17 protein-coding genes are annotated in these 17,187 nt (G+C 56.2%); 11 read left to right on the plus strand and 6 right to left on the minus strand.

The features are described from left to right. The 11 genes from PSAB_RS07620 (at position 1) to PSAB_RS07670 (ending at position 9,806) form a co-directional block, all read left to right on the plus strand. Positions 1-1,239: a DUF58 domain-containing protein gene (locus PSAB_RS07620; RefSeq protein ID WP_025333982.1), complete on the plus strand. Its 1,239-nt coding sequence runs from the start codon at positions 1-3 to the stop codon at positions 1,237-1,239. Beyond that, entirely contained in the window at positions 1,239-3,473 is a 2,235-nt protein-coding gene (locus tag PSAB_RS07625) for a transglutaminase domain-containing protein (protein WP_025333983.1), read from the plus strand. The genes PSAB_RS07620 and PSAB_RS07625 overlap by 1 nt, the downstream gene beginning before the upstream one ends. Positions 3,474-3,559: 86 nt before the next feature. Continuing rightward, entirely contained in the window at positions 3,560-4,087 is a 528-nt protein-coding gene (locus tag PSAB_RS07630) for a YqeG family HAD IIIA-type phosphatase (protein WP_025333984.1), read from the plus strand. Beyond that, complete coding sequence (gene yqeH, locus PSAB_RS07635) at positions 4,084-5,211, plus strand: ribosome biogenesis GTPase YqeH (RefSeq protein WP_025333985.1); 1,128 nt, start codon at positions 4,084-4,086, stop codon at positions 5,209-5,211. Before PSAB_RS07630 ends, yqeH begins: the two co-directional genes overlap by 4 nt. Before the next feature lie 17 nt (positions 5,212-5,228). Further along, on the plus strand, positions 5,229-6,104 hold the full coding sequence (locus PSAB_RS07640; protein ID WP_025333986.1) for a shikimate dehydrogenase: 876 nt from the start codon (positions 5,229-5,231) through the stop codon (positions 6,102-6,104). A gap of 73 nt (positions 6,105-6,177) precedes the next feature. Beyond that, positions 6,178-6,471 carry a ribosome assembly RNA-binding protein YhbY gene (gene yhbY, locus PSAB_RS07645; RefSeq protein WP_025333987.1) on the plus strand — a complete coding sequence of 98 codons (294 nt, stop codon included), beginning with the start codon at positions 6,178-6,180 and terminating at the stop codon, positions 6,469-6,471. A gap of 104 nt (positions 6,472-6,575) precedes the next feature. Continuing rightward, complete coding sequence (locus PSAB_RS07650) at positions 6,576-7,178, plus strand: nicotinate-nucleotide adenylyltransferase (protein WP_025333988.1); 603 nt, start codon at positions 6,576-6,578, stop codon at positions 7,176-7,178. Next, the gene (yqeK, locus tag PSAB_RS07655) at positions 7,150-7,728 is read left to right on the plus strand and encodes a bis(5'-nucleosyl)-tetraphosphatase (symmetrical) YqeK (RefSeq protein WP_025333989.1); all 579 of its coding nucleotides are present in this window, start codon (positions 7,150-7,152) and stop codon (positions 7,726-7,728) included. The genes PSAB_RS07650 and yqeK overlap by 29 nt, the downstream gene beginning before the upstream one ends. Next, complete coding sequence (rsfS, locus tag PSAB_RS07660; protein WP_025333990.1) at positions 7,725-8,072, plus strand: ribosome silencing factor; 348 nt, start codon at positions 7,725-7,727, stop codon at positions 8,070-8,072. The genes yqeK and rsfS overlap by 4 nt, the downstream gene beginning before the upstream one ends. Then, positions 8,069-9,007, plus strand: a complete 939-nt coding sequence (locus tag PSAB_RS07665; RefSeq protein ID WP_025333991.1) for a CvfB family protein — start codon at positions 8,069-8,071, stop codon at positions 9,005-9,007. The genes rsfS and PSAB_RS07665 overlap by 4 nt, the downstream gene beginning before the upstream one ends. Before the next feature lie 28 nt (positions 9,008-9,035). Further along, positions 9,036-9,806: a class I SAM-dependent DNA methyltransferase gene (locus PSAB_RS07670; protein ID WP_025333992.1), complete on the plus strand. Its 771-nt coding sequence runs from the start codon at positions 9,036-9,038 to the stop codon at positions 9,804-9,806. Positions 9,807-10,008: 202 nt separating this feature from the next. Here PSAB_RS07670 and PSAB_RS07675 read toward each other — a convergent pair whose 3' ends face one another. The 6 genes from PSAB_RS07675 to PSAB_RS07700 all read right to left on the minus strand — a co-directional run bounded on the left by PSAB_RS07675 (position 10,009) and on the right by PSAB_RS07700 (position 17,000). Continuing rightward, complete coding sequence (locus PSAB_RS07675; RefSeq protein ID WP_025333993.1) at positions 10,009-10,167, minus strand: hypothetical protein; 159 nt, start codon at positions 10,165-10,167, stop codon at positions 10,009-10,011. Positions 10,168-10,334: 167 nt separating this feature from the next. Beyond that, positions 10,335-11,300, minus strand: a complete 966-nt coding sequence (locus PSAB_RS07680; protein WP_025333994.1) for an ArsR/SmtB family transcription factor — start codon at positions 11,298-11,300, stop codon at positions 10,335-10,337. Positions 11,301-11,472: 172 nt separating this feature from the next. Next, entirely contained in the window at positions 11,473-12,906 is a 1,434-nt protein-coding gene (locus PSAB_RS07685; protein ID WP_025333995.1) for a sugar porter family MFS transporter, read from the minus strand. A 299-nt stretch (positions 12,907-13,205) separates the two neighbouring features. Beyond that, a complete protein-coding gene (locus PSAB_RS07690) occupies positions 13,206-14,537 on the minus strand; it encodes an AraC family transcriptional regulator (RefSeq protein ID WP_025333996.1) in 1,332 nt (443 codons plus the stop codon). Continuing rightward, positions 14,512-16,008: a sensor histidine kinase gene (locus tag PSAB_RS07695; protein ID WP_025333997.1), complete on the minus strand. Its 1,497-nt coding sequence runs from the start codon at positions 16,006-16,008 to the stop codon at positions 14,512-14,514. The genes PSAB_RS07690 and PSAB_RS07695 overlap by 26 nt, the downstream gene beginning before the upstream one ends. Next, on the minus strand, positions 16,005-17,000 hold the full coding sequence (locus tag PSAB_RS07700) for a sugar-binding protein (RefSeq protein ID WP_025333998.1): 996 nt from the start codon (positions 16,998-17,000) through the stop codon (positions 16,005-16,007). Before PSAB_RS07700 ends, PSAB_RS07695 begins: the two co-directional genes overlap by 4 nt. Positions 17,001-17,187: the final 187 nt, after the last annotated feature.

Genomic DNA, 17,187 nt, shown 5'->3' on the forward strand with positions numbered 1-17,187 from the left:
ATGAGACGCTATTTGTCCGCAGCCGCCGTCAGGCTTCCGGCGAAGCTGGCCGGCATCTTCGCGGTTTGGTGTGTTACTCTGCTGTATGTGCTGTTTCAAGGCGGCAAGACGTCTTTTATGCTGTTCACTATGGTATCGGTTCTCATGGTATATCTGCTCGCCGGCGGTTTTGCCGGAGTGCGCAGGGCGCGAGGCGCCCGCACTCTAACTGGGGAAGGGGACAAGCTCGATGTGCTGCATGCGGGCGGACACCTGCGTGTCAAGCTCGATATCGCGCTTCCGGGCTTTTTGCCCCTGCCCTTTGTTGTTGTCCGCGAAATGCTCAAAAGGCATAACGGAGAGTCGTGGGTGTTCGAGGAAAGCGTCGTTCCGAACTTCAGGGGGCGGGGGGAGCTGAGGTTCCAGACGCCTCCTTTGGAACGAGGCCGCTATACGTTTTCCGAGACGGAGGTGGCCAGCGAGGATATATTCGGATTGGTGGAGTACAGGGGAGCTTTTCTGGCGCAAGGGCAGTTCCGGGTGCTGCCGCGAACCGTGCATATTCCCAGATGGATGATGTATGAGCGGAACTCCCGTCTGGCCGGCCCCCAGGCCTCGCTGTCCCCGTCCCGCCGGGAGACGACGCAAATCAACGGCGTCCGCGATTACGTCTACGGCGACCGCATGAGCCGGATTCACTGGAATGCGACAGCCAAGACGGGAACGTGGAAATCCAAGGAGTTCGAGCATGAATCCCTGCCCAAAACGATGCTTATTATCGACGGCACCTCATCCGCCTATTCGTCTTCCGCGCAATTCGAGCTTGCCGTCTCCACGGCGGCTTCACTTCTTGGCTACGGCATCCGGGAGCGGATCGGCATCGGAATGTGCTGTCTCGACCGGAACACCAAAGTGTTCGCTCCCGCCGAGAGCGGAGCGGAGAGACAGAAAATGATTCAGTATCTTATCGATATTAACGGCGAGGGGAGAGGTCCGCTTGTCCCAAGGCTGGAAAAGAGCAGCCGGATGTTTCCCAAAGGCGCATATTTCGTACTGATCAGTCCCCAGACCGGCGAGAACGTGCTGAGAACGCTGCGTTGGGCCGAGAGCCGGGGGATGACCCCCTGCCATATCCAGGTGCTGAATCCTTCAGGTATACGCCGCGGAGAATGGCAGGATGAATTGCATTCCCGCGGCGTCATCGGGTACAAGGTGAGTGAGCTTCAGGAGCTGCCCGGTGTGCTGGGAGGGGGCATGTGATGAAGAACTGGTTAAGCCTTCTGAAATCGTCTTGGCATCATACCTTAAGCCTGCTTTGGATATTGATCATCGCCCTTCAATGGCTTTCTTTTACCGATCCGATCTGGCTGCAGCAGACCAGCGCCGCGGTGCTGATCTCACTGGCGGTAACGGCGGCTATCGAGATTCTGCTCCCGTTCCGCTTCTTGTACCGGATCTTGCTGGAAGCGGCCGCAGTTCTATATACCGTATACCGGACGATTCAATATTATGGCCTTTATATACCCGCCTTTCCTTCGGAGCGGCTTGGCGAACGGCTGCCCGAAGTATTTTCACAGCTGACGCCGTATCTCTGGTTTGCGCTGGTGTCCTGGGCCCTTATGCTGTCGGCCTCTCTGCTGGTGACAACCAAGAGGCGCATTCTGCTGTTCATAGGCATGAATATCGCCGCTTTTGCCGCGCTGGATTCGTTCACGCCGTCGGTGCTGTGGCAGGAAGTCGCCTGGACGGTGTTCGCCGGGCTGGGCTGGTTGGTCAGCAATCATTTGAAGACCTTTCAGCTGCGCTATCCCCGGAGCTGGAAGTATCTGCTTGACTATCCGCTGAAAATAGCGGTCAATATCGCCGTTATTTTTGCGCTGGTTATTCTGACCGGCGTCAATGCGCCGACGGTCAAGCCGACGCTGACCGATCCTTATACCGCCTGGAGGGAATGGAACGGCGACGGTGCGCCGCAAAGTAGAAGCGCCGCACAGGGAACAGCGGGAACAAGCGGCACGGGATCGACAAGGACAGCTTCCGGCTACAGTCTCAATGATAACAATCTCGGAGGCGGATTTGCCTTCGATTATTCTCCGGTGATGTCGGTCACCTCGGACTCACGGATTTATATGCGGGGCGAGACGAGAACCGTCTACTCCGGCAGAGGCTGGAGCGACAACATCCGCAGCAGGCAGACCGGCCTGGAACCGGCGGAGGCGGGGAAGACGCTGGAGAACGACTATGCCCCCGCTACCGAAACCCAGGAGATTAAATATACCGTCCGGATGCTGAGCAACAACCGGTATCCGGTGCTGTTCGGCGCTTATTCCATATCAAGGATCGATTCCATTGACGGCCAGGAAGAGGCGCAGAGCTTGTCCTGGCGGAGTCAGGATGGCGCACTGGTCATTAACGAAACCAGCTCCGCTGCGTATCCCAAAACGTACGTGCTGACTTCCGAGCTGCCCGTCGTTCCGGTCGAGGAGCTGAGCTCCAAGTCGTACTCCGACCTGTATAACGGGAAAGATATTCCGGGCCAGTTCCTGCAGCTCCCGGACAATTTCCCGGAACGGGTACGGAGTCTCGCTCAGGAAGTTACATCGGCGGCACAGACTCCGTATGAAAAAACGCTTCTTCTGCAACAATATTTACAACAAACGTTTCCTTATACGAATGAACCGGACCTGTCCCGCAAAAAAAGCAGAGATTTTGTGGAAAGCTTTCTGTTTGAAATCAGAGAGGGCTACTGTGATTACTATTCCACGGCTCTTGTGACGATGGCGCGATCGCTGGATATCCCGGCCCGCTGGGTCAAAGGCTATGCCCCCGGCGAGCAGGCCCAGCTTCCCGACAGTCTGGCACTTCGGCAGGGGCAGGTCGTCAACAATAACTACACGATCACCAATGCAGACGCCCATTCCTGGGCCGAGGTCTATTTCGGGGATTACGGCTGGATTCCGGTAGAGGCGACTCCGGGTTTCAATGCTCCGATGCTGACGCAGAGCGAGTCCGATCCCGAGCCAGCGGCATCAGAGCCGCCCGGCGGGAGCGAGCAGGACCCGCAGCAGGCTGCCGGTCAGAACGCTGAAGCAAGCAGCTTGTCCGTTGGTGTGTGGACCGTTGCCGCCGCAGTCGTCATAATCGCGGGCTGGGCCGCGTACCTGTTGTGGCATCGCCGGTTCGATCTTCGCTTTCTGCTGCAGCGGATGCGCAGCGGGCGGCCGCTAACGCCGGCCGAGAAGATCGTGGCAGAGACGGAGCGCTGGACCGCGTACATGCGGCGAAAAGGCTTTGCCCGGGAGAAGCATGAGACGCTTAGGGAATCGGTCCTCCGCTGGAGCGGCGAGCGGCCAGGCGCTTCGTCAGCGCTTGCCTCGCTGCTCGGCTGGTTTGAGAAAGCGAAGTACAGCCCGGAAGTCATTGAAGACAAAGACTGGCAGTCCGTGTATACTGAAGCTTTGCGGCTGCGCAAGAATCTGTTGCGGGTGAAGTAAGAGCGGAACGCGGAGATTTCCCGCCCAATTATTTCCGAAGCGTAAAGATTATGATATAGTTTGTCGTATGAAATTGAGGTGAACGTATGTTTGAAACGCTTGTCCCCAAACTGGGGGTGAATACGGTATTCGATATTGATCTCGAGGAACTGTATTCCAAGGGCTACCGGGGCATCATTACCGATCTGGACAACACGCTGGTCGGCGCCAAGGCGCCGCTGGCCACGCCGGAGCTGCTGGAGTGGTTCGAGAAGGTGAAGCAGCTCGGCTTTAAGCTCGTGATCGTATCCAATAACAATATGGACCGCGTTTCGCGGTTTGCGGCGCCGCTGAATATTGAATTCGTCCATGGAGCGCGCAAGCCGACCAACGCCCCTTTTCGGAAGGCCATGAAGCTGATGGACCTTGCACCGGAGAATACAATAGTCGTCGGCGACCAGATGCTCACGGATGTATTCGGAGGCAACCGCCTGGGGCTGTTTACCGTGCTGGTTCAGCCGATTGCTCTGGGTGACGAAGGAATCGGCACACGCATTAACCGCCGTCTGGAACGGATCGCGCTGACCCGATTGCGCAAACAAGGATTGTGGCACGAGGAGGAACAACACGAATGAACGAACAGCTCGAACAGCAGCGTCCCGTCAGCTGCAGCGGCTGCGGCGCCAAGCTGCAGACGGAGGACCGGGACCGGCCGGGGTATTTGCCGGAGTCGGCTTACAACCGGGAGCCCGTAGTATGCCAGCGGTGCTTCCGCATCAAGAATTATAACGAGGCTTCTTCGGTTTCCGTGGATCAGGATGAATTTCTTCGCCTGCTCTCCGGCATCGGTGAGAAGAATGCGCTTGTCGTCCACATTGTCGATCTGTTCGACTTTGAGGGCAGCCTGATTTCGGGACTGCAGCGGTTCGTCGGCAGCAATCCTGTCATTCTGGCCGTGAACAAATGCGATCTTCTGCCCAAGGTGACCAACTGGAACAAGCTGCGCAACTGGGTCCAGCAGCGCAGCAAAGAGCTTGGACTGAAGACAGAGGAAGTCGTCCTCTGCAGCGCCAAGCGGGGACAGGGCTTTGACCGGCTGCTGGATTCGGTGTCTTCGCTTCGCGGCCGCCGCGACGTATTTGTCGTGGGCGCAACGAATGTAGGCAAGTCCACGCTGATCAACCGGCTTATCTCGGATTATAGCGATCTGGAGCAGGAATTGACGACCTCACGGTATCCGGGAACGACGCTTGACAGCGTCAAGATTCCTCTTGACGACGGTCATTTCATCATTGATACACCGGGGATCGTCTACCCTTGGCGCTACAGCGAGCTGGTTGAACGGCGCGATCTGGACGCGGTGATGCCCGCGAAGCCGCTCAAACCTGCGGCATATCAGCTGAACGCGGGTCAGACGCTCTTTTTTGGCGGGCTGGGCCGGTTCGATTTTGTACAGGGTGAGCATCAATCGTTCACCTGCTATATCAGCGGTAGCCTGAATATTCACCGGACCAAGCTGGAGCGGGCGGACGAGCTGTACCGGAATCACCTCGGCGAAATGTTGTCCCCCCCGGCCAAAGAAGATGCCGACAAGCTCCCTGCCTGGCAGCGGCATGAATTCAGAATTGCCAGAGGAAGCCGCAGCGATGTATTCGTATCCGGCCTGGGCTGGATCAAAATAAACGGAACCGAAGGCGCGGTTGTGGCTGTCCATGCCCCGCGGGGCGTGAAGGTGCTGGTTCGCCCTTCGCTGATTTAATCTGAAGGAGGACGCTCATGACCGTTACTGCCGCCGCCTGGCCTACGCCAAGCGGAAATATTCTATTAGGGGTTATAGGATGCCCTATTTCCCACTCCAAATCGCCGGTTATGCATACCGCAGGTCTGAAAGCGCTCGGTATTCCAGGGGCTTATGTACCTTTGCATGTTACCCCGGATAAAGTGGGGGAGACGATCCAGGCCATCCGTACGTTGAATTTTCGGGGCATCAACGTGACGCTTCCGCATAAATTGGCGGTCATCGAACATCTGGACAAAGTGGACCGGGCGGCTGAAGCCATCGGCGCCGTCAACACCATCGTCAATGATAACGGCGTTTTAACCGGCTACAATACGGACGGGATCGGCTATGTCCGTTCGCTGAAATCGGAGGCGGTCTCCGATCTGTCGGGACGGAGAATACTGATTATCGGGGCGGGAGGAGCGTCAAGAGGAATTATCGACGCGCTGCTTCAGGAGAACCCGTCGGCTGTCATTATCGCGAACCGCGACAAGGAGAAGGCGAAGCGGCTTGCGGAAGACTGGAAGAGCCGTGGAGATCTCAAAGGCGTTGGGCTTGACGAGATCGGCCGCTACATCGCCGGTACGGACGTCCTGATCAACACGACTTCGGTAGGGATGCATCCGAATATCGAAGGCTTGCCGATCGATCCGGATATCATTCCGGAAGGAATTGTCGTCAGCGATCTGATCTATAATCCGCTTCATACCCGTCTGCTGCTGGAAAGCCGGAGCAGAAGAGGCTGCATTATTCATGGCGGCGTGGGCATGTTCATCCACCAAGGGGCTTACGCGCTGGAATACTGGACGGGAAGGCCCGCTCCGGTCGATGCGATGCGTGAGGCGCTGCTGAGCAGTCTCGGCGCCGGATGAAGCTTGGCTGATGGAAATAAAATAAATGATTTTCGGGTAATAATAGTTGATAAATAAGGAGTATGCATACATGATGTTAACCGGCAAACAAAAGCGCTATCTTCGCTCGCTTGCGCACCATCTCGATCCTGTGTTTCAGGTCGGAAAGGGCGGCGTTAACGAGCATCTGGTCCGCCACATCGAGGAGGCGATTGAAAAGCGCGAGCTGATGAAGGTCAGCGTGTTAAATAACTGCGACGAGGACCCGAAGGATGTGGGCGCCGAGCTTGCGGAGCAGTCGGGCTCCGAGCTGGTACAGGTGATCGGCAAGACGATCATCCTGTACAAGGAATCCCGCGACAACAAGACCATTGAGCTGCCTCGCTGACGCAGTGCGTCTGTAAGCGGGCGTGATATGTCCGCACTTCTTGCGCTGGCGGTCTGAAGAGGAGACCGGCGCAAGGAGGGCTATTACGCAAGGGAGGTGGGGGCGTGAAGGTCGGCATTATGGGCGGCACCTTCGATCCCATTCATATCGGCCATTTGCTGGCTGCGGAGACGGCCAGAGATGCCTTCGGGCTGGAACAGGTATGGTTTATGCCATCGCATATCCCGCCGCATAAGCATGCTGCCGGCGCTTCCGGCGAAGAAAGGCTGGAGCTGGTGCGCGAGGCGATCAAGGACGATGAATCTTTTCGCATCCTCGATTGGGAAATTGTGCGCGGAGGCGTTTCTTATACGATTGAGACGGTGCGGCAGCTGCAGGAACGTTATCCGTCGGAGGATTTTTACTTTATTATCGGAGCGGATATGGTTCGGTATTTGCCCAAATGGAGGGAGATCGACGAACTGGTCCGCCGGCTCTTCTTCATCGGAGTGGGCAGGCCGGGGACACCCCTTGACCTGAATGAACTTCCCGTTCATATCGCCGAGCGGGTGCTGCTGGCGGATATGCCGATGGTTGATATCTCTTCTACCATGATCCGGGAGCGGGCCGCCCACGGGAAATCGATCCGGTATATGGTGCCGGAAGCGGTATTCGACTACGTGCAAAGGGGGAATTTGTATGGAGTTCAGCCGCGAAGCGTTGATTAAATCGGTATCGGCGCAGATGCCTGCTAAGCGCTGGAAGCATACGCTGGGCGTTATGGAGACGGCGGTTAAGCTGGCCCGAAAATACGGAGGAGATCCGGAGCGCGCCGAGAAAGCGGCCATTCTGCATGATGTGGCGAAATATTGGCCGGTCGAACGGCAGCGTGAAATCATTACGCAGAATCATCTTTCGCCGGAACTGCTCACCTATGACAAGCAGCTGTGGCATGCGGAGGTCGGGGCCTTTGTGGCGCAGACGGAGTATGGCATTGAGGATAGGGAAGTGCTTGACGCGATCCGCTACCACACCTCGGGGCGGGAAGGCATGACCCTGATTGACAAAATCGTCTGTCTGGCCGATTACATCGAGCCGGGCCGCGATTTTCCAGGCGTTGACCGCATCCGCAAGCTGTCCAAATCGAGTCTCGAAGAGGGATTAATCGCCGGATTCGATTCCACGATCAGCCTGCTGTTGGAGAAACGGAAAATTGTATTTCCGCTTACGGTAATGGCAAGAAACGATTTAGTAAGAGTATTGGAGGAAAATGAATGACCAAATCATCCGAAGAACTGCTGCGTCTTACGCTGAACGCGGTTGAAGATAAAAAAGCGATGAACGTTGTCGCCCTCGATTTGCGCGGCATTTCGCTGATCAGCGATTTTTTCATCATTTGCCACGGTAATTCCGACACTCAGGTGCAGGCAATCGCCACCGAGGTTCGCAAGGTAGCCCAGGAAGCCGGTTCCATCATCCGCGGGATTGAAGGCATGGACGCGGCGCGCTGGGTGCTGATGGATTTGGGCGATGTGGTCGTCCACATCTTCCACCGGGACGAGCGCGAGTATTATAATATCGAACGCCTGTGGTCCGACGCAAAGGTAGTTGAACACGTATGAGCCTGATCGCCGGAACGGTCATGACGCTGGAAGTGGCGCGGGAAGTCTCGCCCTACGGTTATTTTTTAAACGCGGGCGATCAGGATGTGCTGCTTCATTATACGGAGCTTACTGACAAAATCAAGCCGGGAGACCGCATCGAAGTGTTCCTGTTCTACGACACGGAAGACCGCCTTGCGGCGACGATGAAGAAACCGTATCTTACCCTTGGCGAGCTGGCCCTGCTGGAAGTGGCCGACGTTCATCCCCGGCTGGGATGCTTCCTGGAGATGGGGCTTGGCCGCCAGCTGCTGCTGCCCATCCGCGAGCTGCCTGAGCTGAAGGAGCTGCATCCTCAGGTTGGAGACCGGGTATTCGTCATCATGGAGCATGACAAGCAAGGGCGGCTGCGGGCCAAGCTTGCGGGCGAACCGGAGCTTGCTCCGCTGACTTTCCAGGCGCCTGCAAGCTGGAAGGGCCAGTGGCTGAAGGCTCGGGTATACAAGCCGCTTCAAATGGGCACCTTCGTCATTGTGGATGGGGGCGTTCTCGGCTTCGGTGCGATCGGCATGATCCATTCCTCGGAACGGACGCGGCTGCTTCGTCTGGGCGAGGAGCTGGAAGTTCGGGTGGCTCACATCCGGGAGGACGGACGAGTCAATCTGTCCATGGCTCAGCGCAAGGAAGTCGGACGGGATATCGACTCCGAGAAGATTCTGGAGTTCCTGAAGAACCGTCCGGGCGGGGGGATGCCGTATTCGGATGCGACGCCGCCGGATATCATCAAGCAGCGGTTCGGAATCAGCAAGGCGGCGTTCAAGCGAGCGCTCGGCAAGCTGATGAAGGAAGGGCTCATCACCCAGAAGGAAAGCTGGACGTATCTGGTGCAGGGAGAGAAGGCGGATCAGGCTTCCGGAAAGCAGAATAGCGGCGGCGGCGGAAGCTCTGCCGAATAAGATAGCAATGGAAAGCGCGGTGCCTTGTGTGACCTCCTATGGAAAATTTGCATATGTCTACGATGAACTGATGGCCGATATGCCGTATCCGCAGTGGCTGGCCTTTGCCGAGGCCGCCTGGGAACGGCTGGGCAAGCCGAAGACTGTGGCCGAGCTCGGCTGCGGCACCGGCAGCCTTACCATTCCACTGGCCAAGGCGGGATATCAGATGACGGGGATTGATCTGTCATCTGATATGCTCGCCGTGGCTCAGCAGAAGTTGGAGGAGCTTCCGCGAGGCCTCGCGTTTTTGCGGGAGGGAAGCGTCCGCTGGATCAGGCAGGACATGAGGGAATGGGAGCTGCCGGAACCGGTGGACTCCGTGATTTCCTTTTGCGACAGCCTGAATTATGTCCTGGACGAGAACGGGATTGCTTCGGTCTTCAAGCGCACGTACGAGGGGCTTAAACCGGGAGGCAGCTTTCTGTTCGATGTTCACCATCCTTCGACGCTGATCCGCTATGCGGAAGAGCAGCCCTTTGTTATGGATGAGCCTTCCGTTTCGTACATCTGGACTTGTGATCTGGATGAGCCGAGAATGGAGATCGAGCATCATTTATCCATCTTCGTGAGCGAAGCGCCGGGGAGCGACCGGTATCGCAGGTTTGATGAAGTCCATGTTCAGCGGGCGTATGATCCCGAGTGGATGGCGGAAGAGCTGCGAAGCGCCGGCTTCCGTCAGGTGCAGGTGTATGCCGACTTTGAATGGATTCCGGCCGGGAACGAAGCCCAGCGGCTGTTCTATGTGGCTGTGAAGTAACGGAAATGCTCGAGTTCATAAAGTAATGATTAGCGGTTTTTCTCCGGCTCTGGAGAAGGACCGCTTTTTTGTCGTTGCATGAGGGAGTGCCTTCACCTTTGTATAGGGGGAATTCAATCGGCTGGAAAATTTAGCGAAGCATAAAAAAAGATATCCCGCGAAGCGCCGGAACGCAGCGGAATATCCTGTCTTCCAAAGCCGACTACCGATGCTCGATCAGGTCGATGGCGCCAAGAACAATGTGCGCGAGACCAAAACCAAGTACGCCTGTTGCAACCATCTTATACTTGCTTCCAAGCAAAGCGGCCCCAGAAGCGGATACAACGGTACCAAGAACAGCAGGAATCAAACCTTCACGCATTTGAAACACTCCTTCTCGCTGGATTTGGCAGACGAAGAATAGTGTGCGCGCGGAGCAGCAAGACTATGCGAACATAGAAGTCCGCGAATTCGCCATAAATTGGCACCCCGGCCAAAACTCAACCTATTCATCAAAAGATCACCGTTTGGCGGGCGGATGTCCCCTTCTCAGGAGCGCACCTCCGTTACAGCTTCGACTGCAGCGTGCTGAAGCTCTTTGGTCTCGCGGACATCGTACAGCACGCGGGCGAGCAGATGCTGGCTGTAGTTGCCGAAATGCTTGCCGTAGATCGTCAGCCCGCGTTTGTTTACCGATTTGTCGGTAACGGCGATGCGGAAGGTCAGCTCGCTTTTGTAATCAAGGTTGATATCGCTCAGCGTAACGTCCGAGCTGCGGCAGCCGTCGATAAAGCATCCTTCCTGGTTGATCCGGAGCAGCTTCAGCATCCCGTATTGATTCAAATGAGGAGGCCACCAATCGGGGGTGAACGTTCCCCTTGTATCGCCGAAATCGCCGGGGCTTGTCCAGTAGCCGAGTTCTACGCCATTCAGGTAAAAATAAATATCCGAAGGATAAGGAACGAAGCATCCGGGAGCTTCCGATCCCAGCTCGAGGGAGAACTGAATCTCGCGGAAGCGCTGGTTGGACTTCAAATAGTTCGGAATCCGGTATTCCAGAAAGCCTTCGGCCATCCAGACAATCTCCGCATGAATCCGCTGCGGATCGGCGAAATACCGGGGCTCGTCCAGATCTCCGATAATCCGTTCACGGGTCGCCAGCCCGCAGGTTGGAACGGCAGCATAGTTGCTGTAGTGGCCCACCTGAATCTCGACTTCGTACAGATTGTCAGCATCCTTGCTGCGGAGATCAACCATCAGCCGGTCCTTGTTCAAAAAACACACCTTCTGGATGCCGTGCTTGCCCACCGAGGTAGTGATTTTGATTAAACCGCTTTCTTCCAGTTTTTTAATATGCATGGTAATCGCGCCGTTGGTCAGGTTCAGCCGTTTGGCGATTTCGTTCAGGTTCAGTTCCTGGTTGGAGCCCAGCATCTCCAGAATTTGAATCCGGATTTCGGAGCTCAGCGCCTTGAAGATATCCAGGCCGCTCTTTAAATCTTTAATGTAGATCATATATGCTTCCTTCTCCCAGTAGGCTTTGTGAAAATCAGTAGTTTACATAATTATAAACGAATTTTAGGAAAATAATATAACGAGGCTGTCCCGATTGTCATCACCAAGGTGACGAAGGGACAGCCTCGCTCGCTGTTATTTAAATTATCGCTTCTACCGTCTTAAGCTTCAATTAATCCTGTAGGGAAGGATGCAGGCTCTCTTGTTTGCCGCTGTGCTTGGTCTCCCACATCGCTTCGATTTCTTCGAGCGATTTGCCCTTCGTCTCGGGAATGACTCCCCAAGTGAAGAGGAAGGTGAACAGGGACGTCGCACCGAAAATCCAGAACGTTACGGCTGGTCCCGCGGAAGCGAGCAGCGGCGGGAAAGACTGGGACACCGCGAAGTCGGCTCCCCATAGAGCCATTGTAGCGACCGCCGTGGCAAAGCCGCGAATTCGGCTCGGGAAGATTTCGGACAGAATTACCCAGACAACCGCTCCAAGCGAAATAGCAAAGGCAGCGACGTAAACGAGAATGCAGATCAGAACAATCGGACCGCTTGTCTGTCCCGTATGGAAGGCGAAGCCGATGATTGTAAGACTGATTGTCATGAAGATCGAACCGACGAGCAGCAGCAGCTTGCGCCCAAGCTTATCGACAAGCCACAGAGACAGCGCGGTGAAGATCAGGTTGACCAGCCCGACCATAATGGTCTGGGTAAGGGAACCGCTCGTTCCGGCTCCGGTCTGGCGGAAAATTTCCGGCGCATAGTACATAACCGCGTTAATTCCTGTAACCTGCTGAAGCATAGCGGTGATAATACCAACGATAAGAACAATGCGCAGAGCCGGTGTGAATCTCCGTCCGGAGGCGGCTTTTGCTTCCTCGTCCTGCTTGAAGGTCTGCTTGATGTCGAGCACTTCTTTCTTCGCCAGCTCTTCTCCGTGAATCTTCAGCAGAATCGGCAGAGCTTCGGCGGCTCTTCCTTTCTTGATCAGCCAACGCGGGCTTTCCGGAACAAGGAACAGCAGAACCAGGAACAGCAGTCCCGGAACGATGCCGCTTCCGAACATGATGCGCCAGCCGGTGGACACGTCCCATGCGTCGTTTCCGAGGCTGGATACGCCAAAAGCCAGGAAAGAACCGATGAGGATACCTGATACCACCGCCATCTGGTTCATGGCGACCAGCCGTCCGCGGTATTTCGCGGGCGCGATTTCCGCATTATAGAGCGGGCAGAGCGTTGAAGTGATACCGATGCCAACGCCCTCGATCATGCGGGCCACGATAAAGATCAGCAGGCTCGGCGAAATGGCGGACACGAAAATTCCGGCAGTGTACAAAATTGCCGCCGTAATCAGCACCTTTTTCCGGCCGAACCGTTCGCCCAGCGCACCGGATACCGCCGCTCCGGCCATACAGCCGATAATCAGGCAGGATACCGTCCAGCCGAGCATGAAGTCGCCCAGTCCGAACCGGGCGCGCAGGAATCCGTTTGCTCCCGACATGACTGCCGTATCGAATCCGAACAAAAAACCTCCAAGAGCTGCAACCATCGCTACAAGCATAACAAATTTAATGCTGCTCTCCTGTTCTTTTGCCGGATTGTTAATTAGAGTACTCATATATTTGCCCCTCTCCAAGCCATTTCGTAATTCCTGAATGACAAGACGTTATAAGACTAAATGCCTAACCTTCGTCTTATTGCATGTAACAACGGATGCCGATAAATGAAGGTGGCGCCGTTCATATTTGAATTATATCATTCCCCAAAAGTGCGCGGCTGAGCAATCCCCTGCACGATTTTGTGCTCTTTTGCGCATTTCTTTAAGGTCGGGCGGGAAAGGGGGAGGAGAATGCCTGTGCTAGCATTATGTTGTCATTCAGGCGCAAAAAAGTCCATGCCTGGCGGCATGGACTCCACTTAATGGATCTGATCGCGGTATTCGCTTGGTGTGATTCCGGTTACCTTTTTGAATACCCGGCTGAAGTAGTTCGGGTCTTTATAGCCTGCGAGAAAGCAGATTTCTTTCAGGCTGTATTCTCCGGCGGCAATCAGTTCCTTGGCTTTTCCGATTCGGAGGCCGGTCAAATAATCGATAAAGGTTTCGCCCGTGAGCTGCTTAAAGATTTTGCTGAAGTAAAAAGAATTCAGATGAACGTGATCAGCAACCTCCTCCAGTGAGAGCTCTTCCGTGAACCTGGCGCCAATATATACCTTCGCCTTGTCCAGCACGCCCATCGTCTGCTGCTCCCGCTCCTCCCTTATCCGCTGGAGTGCGGCGGCGACATAGGAACGCTGGCCTGCCCGGTCAATAGCAGCCGGGGTCCCGCCGTTAAAATCCCGTTCCTCTTTCTTCAGCTCGCCGAAGCGGCACACCCCGCCGCTGCGCTCGACAAGGGTGGAGGCGAATACGGCTTCAAAATACGATTCATGCAGGCCTTCTGCGCCTTCGCGGATCGTGCCGATCCCGACCGCCGTGGAAAGTCCGAGGTGCTGCTCCGCATGGGAGCGCAGCTTCTCTCCGTATTCAACAGACTGTTCGTTGAAATCCGCTTCCAGCATGTCCGGCGGTACGCGCAGGAATACGGCGATATGACTGTCGATGAGAGAGCTCGAAATGGAACTGCCGAACGTTCGGACAAGACTGTGGATAACGCTGTATGCTCTTTGCCTGCCGATATCCGCGTCGTCGTTGAAGGCGATAACGAGCCCGAGACCCCGGTCCAGCGGGAAGTCCAGCCATTCGGACAGCTGCAGGCTGTCTTCATCCGCAGCTTTGTTCATCATCAGAAGGAGAGCGAGCTCATTCTCGGCAAGCGGCATAAGCTGCGACATCCGGTCGCGGATTTCGAGCTCTTCCTCGCGTTTGGCTTTTTCCTGATCCAGTTCCTCCACCAGTCTTCGCAGCAGGGATACCAGTTCCTCCCGTTTGGCCGGCTTTACGATATACTCCCTGACCCCCAGCGATATGGCTTCCTTGGCATAGGCAAAATAATCATACGCCGTCACCAGCACAAGCTTGGCGTCCGGCATCCGCGCCTTGATCTCTTTGAGGGCCTCCAGACCTTGAATCCCGGGCATATTGACATCCATAAAAATAATATGGGGCCGCTGCTCCTCGGCCAGTCCGATGGCGGTCCTGCCGTTCTCGGCGTGGATAATCCGGAAAATGTCCGGCATTGCCCGCCGGATGATCAGCTCCAGCCCCTCGCGCTCAAGCGCTTCGTCATCTGCTATCATCAGCCGATACACTGTTTATCCCGCTCCTTCTCGCCGGAATTGTTAGCATTACGGTAGTCCCTTTCCCCGGCTGGCTGGAGATTTGCACCAAATCCTCCCGCCCATAGACAAGCTCAAGCCTTCTGAACACGTTGCGGGTGCCGAGACCGGTGGAGGTGGAGCGTCCGCCCGTCTTCGTTTGCCCCGAGGCCTGCGGCCCGGGAGCACCAGGCGCCTGTACTGACTGAGATCGGCTCAGCAGAGCTTCCCGGATCTCCTCGGTCATTCCCTGACCGTTGTCGGAGATAATAATCTTCGTATCCGAGGTGTCCTCACGAACGATAAGAGAGATGACGGCTCCGCTCTCCATATGGGCAATCCCGTGGACGAACGCATTCTCGATAATTGGCTGCAGTGTCAGGGAGGGCACTCGGACATCCAGCGCCTTCTCTTCGATATCGAGCCGGAACTCCACACGGTCGCGGAACCGGGCCTGCTGCAGCCTGATGTATTCCTTCACATGCTCCAGCTCGCTCCGCAGCGGCACCTGACGGTCCAGATTCTGCAGATTGTAACGCAGAAAGCTCGACATCGAGACAATCAGATCGCTCGTCTTCTCTGCGTCTTCCAGCAGGGCAAGCTTTGAAAGAGCATTAAGCGTATTGTATAAAAAATGCGGATTGATCTGGCTCTGCAGCGCACGCAGCTCCAGGGTCTTCACCAGCTGTTCCTTTTCGGCAATCTCCCTGTCCTTTTCGATGGACTCCTTGAGACCCGCCAGCATCTTGTTGAAGGCGCTTGAAAGGGCCGCGAGCTCATCCTTGCCGCCATCAGGAAGAACGGTATCCAGGTTCCCCTTGGATACCGAATCTGCCGAACGGACCAACGCGCTGACCGGAGCCGTTATGCTTCGGGAAATCCAGAGCGCGACCACGATGCTGAGCGTCGTAATCAGCGCGAAGACGGCGACGCCCAGCTTGTACAGATGCGCATTGTCCGCCTGGATGCTCCGATAGACCGGCCGGTAATAATCGAGCTCGCCTTCAACGAGCCGCTGGCCTTCGCTCCGGATAAAGGAGACGGTCTTTTCGGCCTCCAGATAATGAGAGAACGCTTCCGACGCCTTGCCGTTCTCAGCAGCGGCCAGCGACTGCTGCTCAAGCGACAGCAGAGTCTGAATCATATTCCCGTACCCAGTCAATGACGAGGCCAGGGGAGGAACCGCGCCCGTTTCCATCAGGGAGGAATGCAGCGCCGAGATCTGGGTAAGCTTCCCGGCCGCCACCGTTTTCATATCCTCCGTAGGATGAAGCAGATAGGAGTACACCGCCTTGAGGCTGTCTTCGGCAGCCTCGGCGGTCTCTTTGTATTTGAGAACCCGGCCCATAATAAGATCGTAGCTTTCCTGAACGATCGTACCGCTCTGAAACAGGAAATAGGTCACGAGATTCATCAGCAGAACGAGCAGGGGGATAAAGATCAGCAGCTTGTTGCGTATACTCATGGCGCACTCTCCCCCGCAGACTCGGTTAGTCCGCTGCCGTCCAACGGAGAAATCGAGGTGAAGCTGACGTCCGGCACCGTTTTCTGGTGGAAATATTTATTCAGCAGGGTCACGGCCTCGGCGCCCATTTCCAGCGGCTGCTGGACAAGGGTCAATTCGATGAGCCCTTTGCGCACGGCTTCCCTGGTGTCCGCGAGATCGTCGAAAGCGAACAGCAGCAGCCCTGTTTTCCCGAGCCGCTGAGCAGTGTCCATGGCGCCGAGCCCGTCCAGGGAGCTGAATCCCACAACAGCCCTCAGCTCAGGATAAGCCGCCAGAAGGCTGCGGGTCTGCTCCGCGGCCTGAAGCCGTGAAATATCGGAGGAGCGGATGTCCGCAATCTTTAGCTCCGGATATTGCTGGACAACGCTCCGCAGCCCTTCCAAGCGGAGCCGCTGGCTGTCCGCGCGGGGTGTTCCGACCAGCACGCCGATCGTTCCTTTGCCGCCTGTCGCTTTGGCGACAAGCCGGCCCATTTCCTTGCCGGCCGCCAGATTGTCCGTGCCAACGTAGAACAGCCTGTGGCTTCCCGGCTCATCCGCATCGACGGTTACGACGGGAATCCCGAAGGATTCCGCACGGTCGATCAGATTCCGCGAAGCGCTTTCGCCGCTGCCCTGCACAATAATGGCATCGGGCCGAGTGGCAATTGCCCGCTCCAGCAGCGACAGCTGTTCCTCCGGATTAATCCGGAAGGGGCCGGTGTATTCAAGGGTCAAGCCGTATTTGCCGGCGGCCTGCCGCGCTCCCTGCTCGATCGAGCGCCAGAAAGGGTTGTCTTGCTCCTGGGAAATCAGGACGACCCGCCGGGAGGAAGCTGCCTGGGCTTGGCCGGGCAGAAGCGTGTCCACTTGCCGCTGCAGCCGGTTCGTCGAGAGAACGAACTGGGCCAGCGTATATAAAAATCCGCACAGTAAAATTAACAGGGCGATCGTCCACTTCCGTTTAAACATCCAGAATCTCCTTATGCACAAGTTGTCATCCCCGTTCAGGTTAACCCCTATTATACCGAAGACTCTGCCAGGCCCCAAATGAAATATTTGCGGAGACTGCGGAGACGATTATCATTTATACGCAAAGCGGCCCGCAAGCGGGACTTCTTATGGCTAAGAGTCCCGCCGCGGGCCGTTATTTCAATCG

This window comes from Paenibacillus sabinae T27 (assembly GCF_000612505.1).
Lineage (GTDB): Bacteria > Bacillota > Bacilli > Paenibacillales > Paenibacillaceae > Paenibacillus_AQ > Paenibacillus_AQ sabinae.

Bases quoted from the DNA above. Each gene is read 5' to 3' on its own strand.
- PSAB_RS07620 (WP_025333982.1), top strand. From the start codon at position 1: ATGAGACGCTATTTGTCCGCAGCCGCCGTCAGGCTTCCGGCGAAGCTG.
- PSAB_RS07625 (WP_025333983.1), top strand. From the start codon at position 1,239: ATGAAGAACTGGTTAAGCCTTCTGAAATCGTCTTGGCATCATACCTTA.
- PSAB_RS07630 (WP_025333984.1), top strand. From the start codon at position 3,560: ATGTTTGAAACGCTTGTCCCCAAACTGGGGGTGAATACGGTATTCGAT.
- yqeH (WP_025333985.1), top strand. From the start codon at position 4,084: ATGAACGAACAGCTCGAACAGCAGCGTCCCGTCAGCTGCAGCGGCTGC.
- PSAB_RS07640 (WP_025333986.1), top strand. From the start codon at position 5,229: ATGACCGTTACTGCCGCCGCCTGGCCTACGCCAAGCGGAAATATTCTA.
- yhbY (WP_025333987.1), top strand. From the start codon at position 6,178: ATGTTAACCGGCAAACAAAAGCGCTATCTTCGCTCGCTTGCGCACCAT.
- yqeK (WP_025333989.1), top strand. From the start codon at position 7,150: ATGGAGTTCAGCCGCGAAGCGTTGATTAAATCGGTATCGGCGCAGATG.
- rsfS (WP_025333990.1), top strand. From the start codon at position 7,725: ATGACCAAATCATCCGAAGAACTGCTGCGTCTTACGCTGAACGCGGTT.
- PSAB_RS07665 (WP_025333991.1), top strand. From the start codon at position 8,069: ATGAGCCTGATCGCCGGAACGGTCATGACGCTGGAAGTGGCGCGGGAA.
- PSAB_RS07675 (WP_025333993.1), bottom strand. From the start codon at position 10,167: ATGCGTGAAGGTTTGATTCCTGCTGTTCTTGGTACCGTTGTATCCGCT.
- PSAB_RS07680 (WP_025333994.1), bottom strand. From the start codon at position 11,300: ATGATCTACATTAAAGATTTAAAGAGCGGCCTGGATATCTTCAAGGCG.
- PSAB_RS07685 (WP_025333995.1), bottom strand. From the start codon at position 12,906: ATGAGTACTCTAATTAACAATCCGGCAAAAGAACAGGAGAGCAGCATT.
- PSAB_RS07695 (WP_025333997.1), bottom strand. From the start codon at position 16,008: ATGAGTATACGCAACAAGCTGCTGATCTTTATCCCCCTGCTCGTTCTG.
- PSAB_RS07700 (WP_025333998.1), bottom strand. From the start codon at position 17,000: ATGTTTAAACGGAAGTGGACGATCGCCCTGTTAATTTTACTGTGCGGA.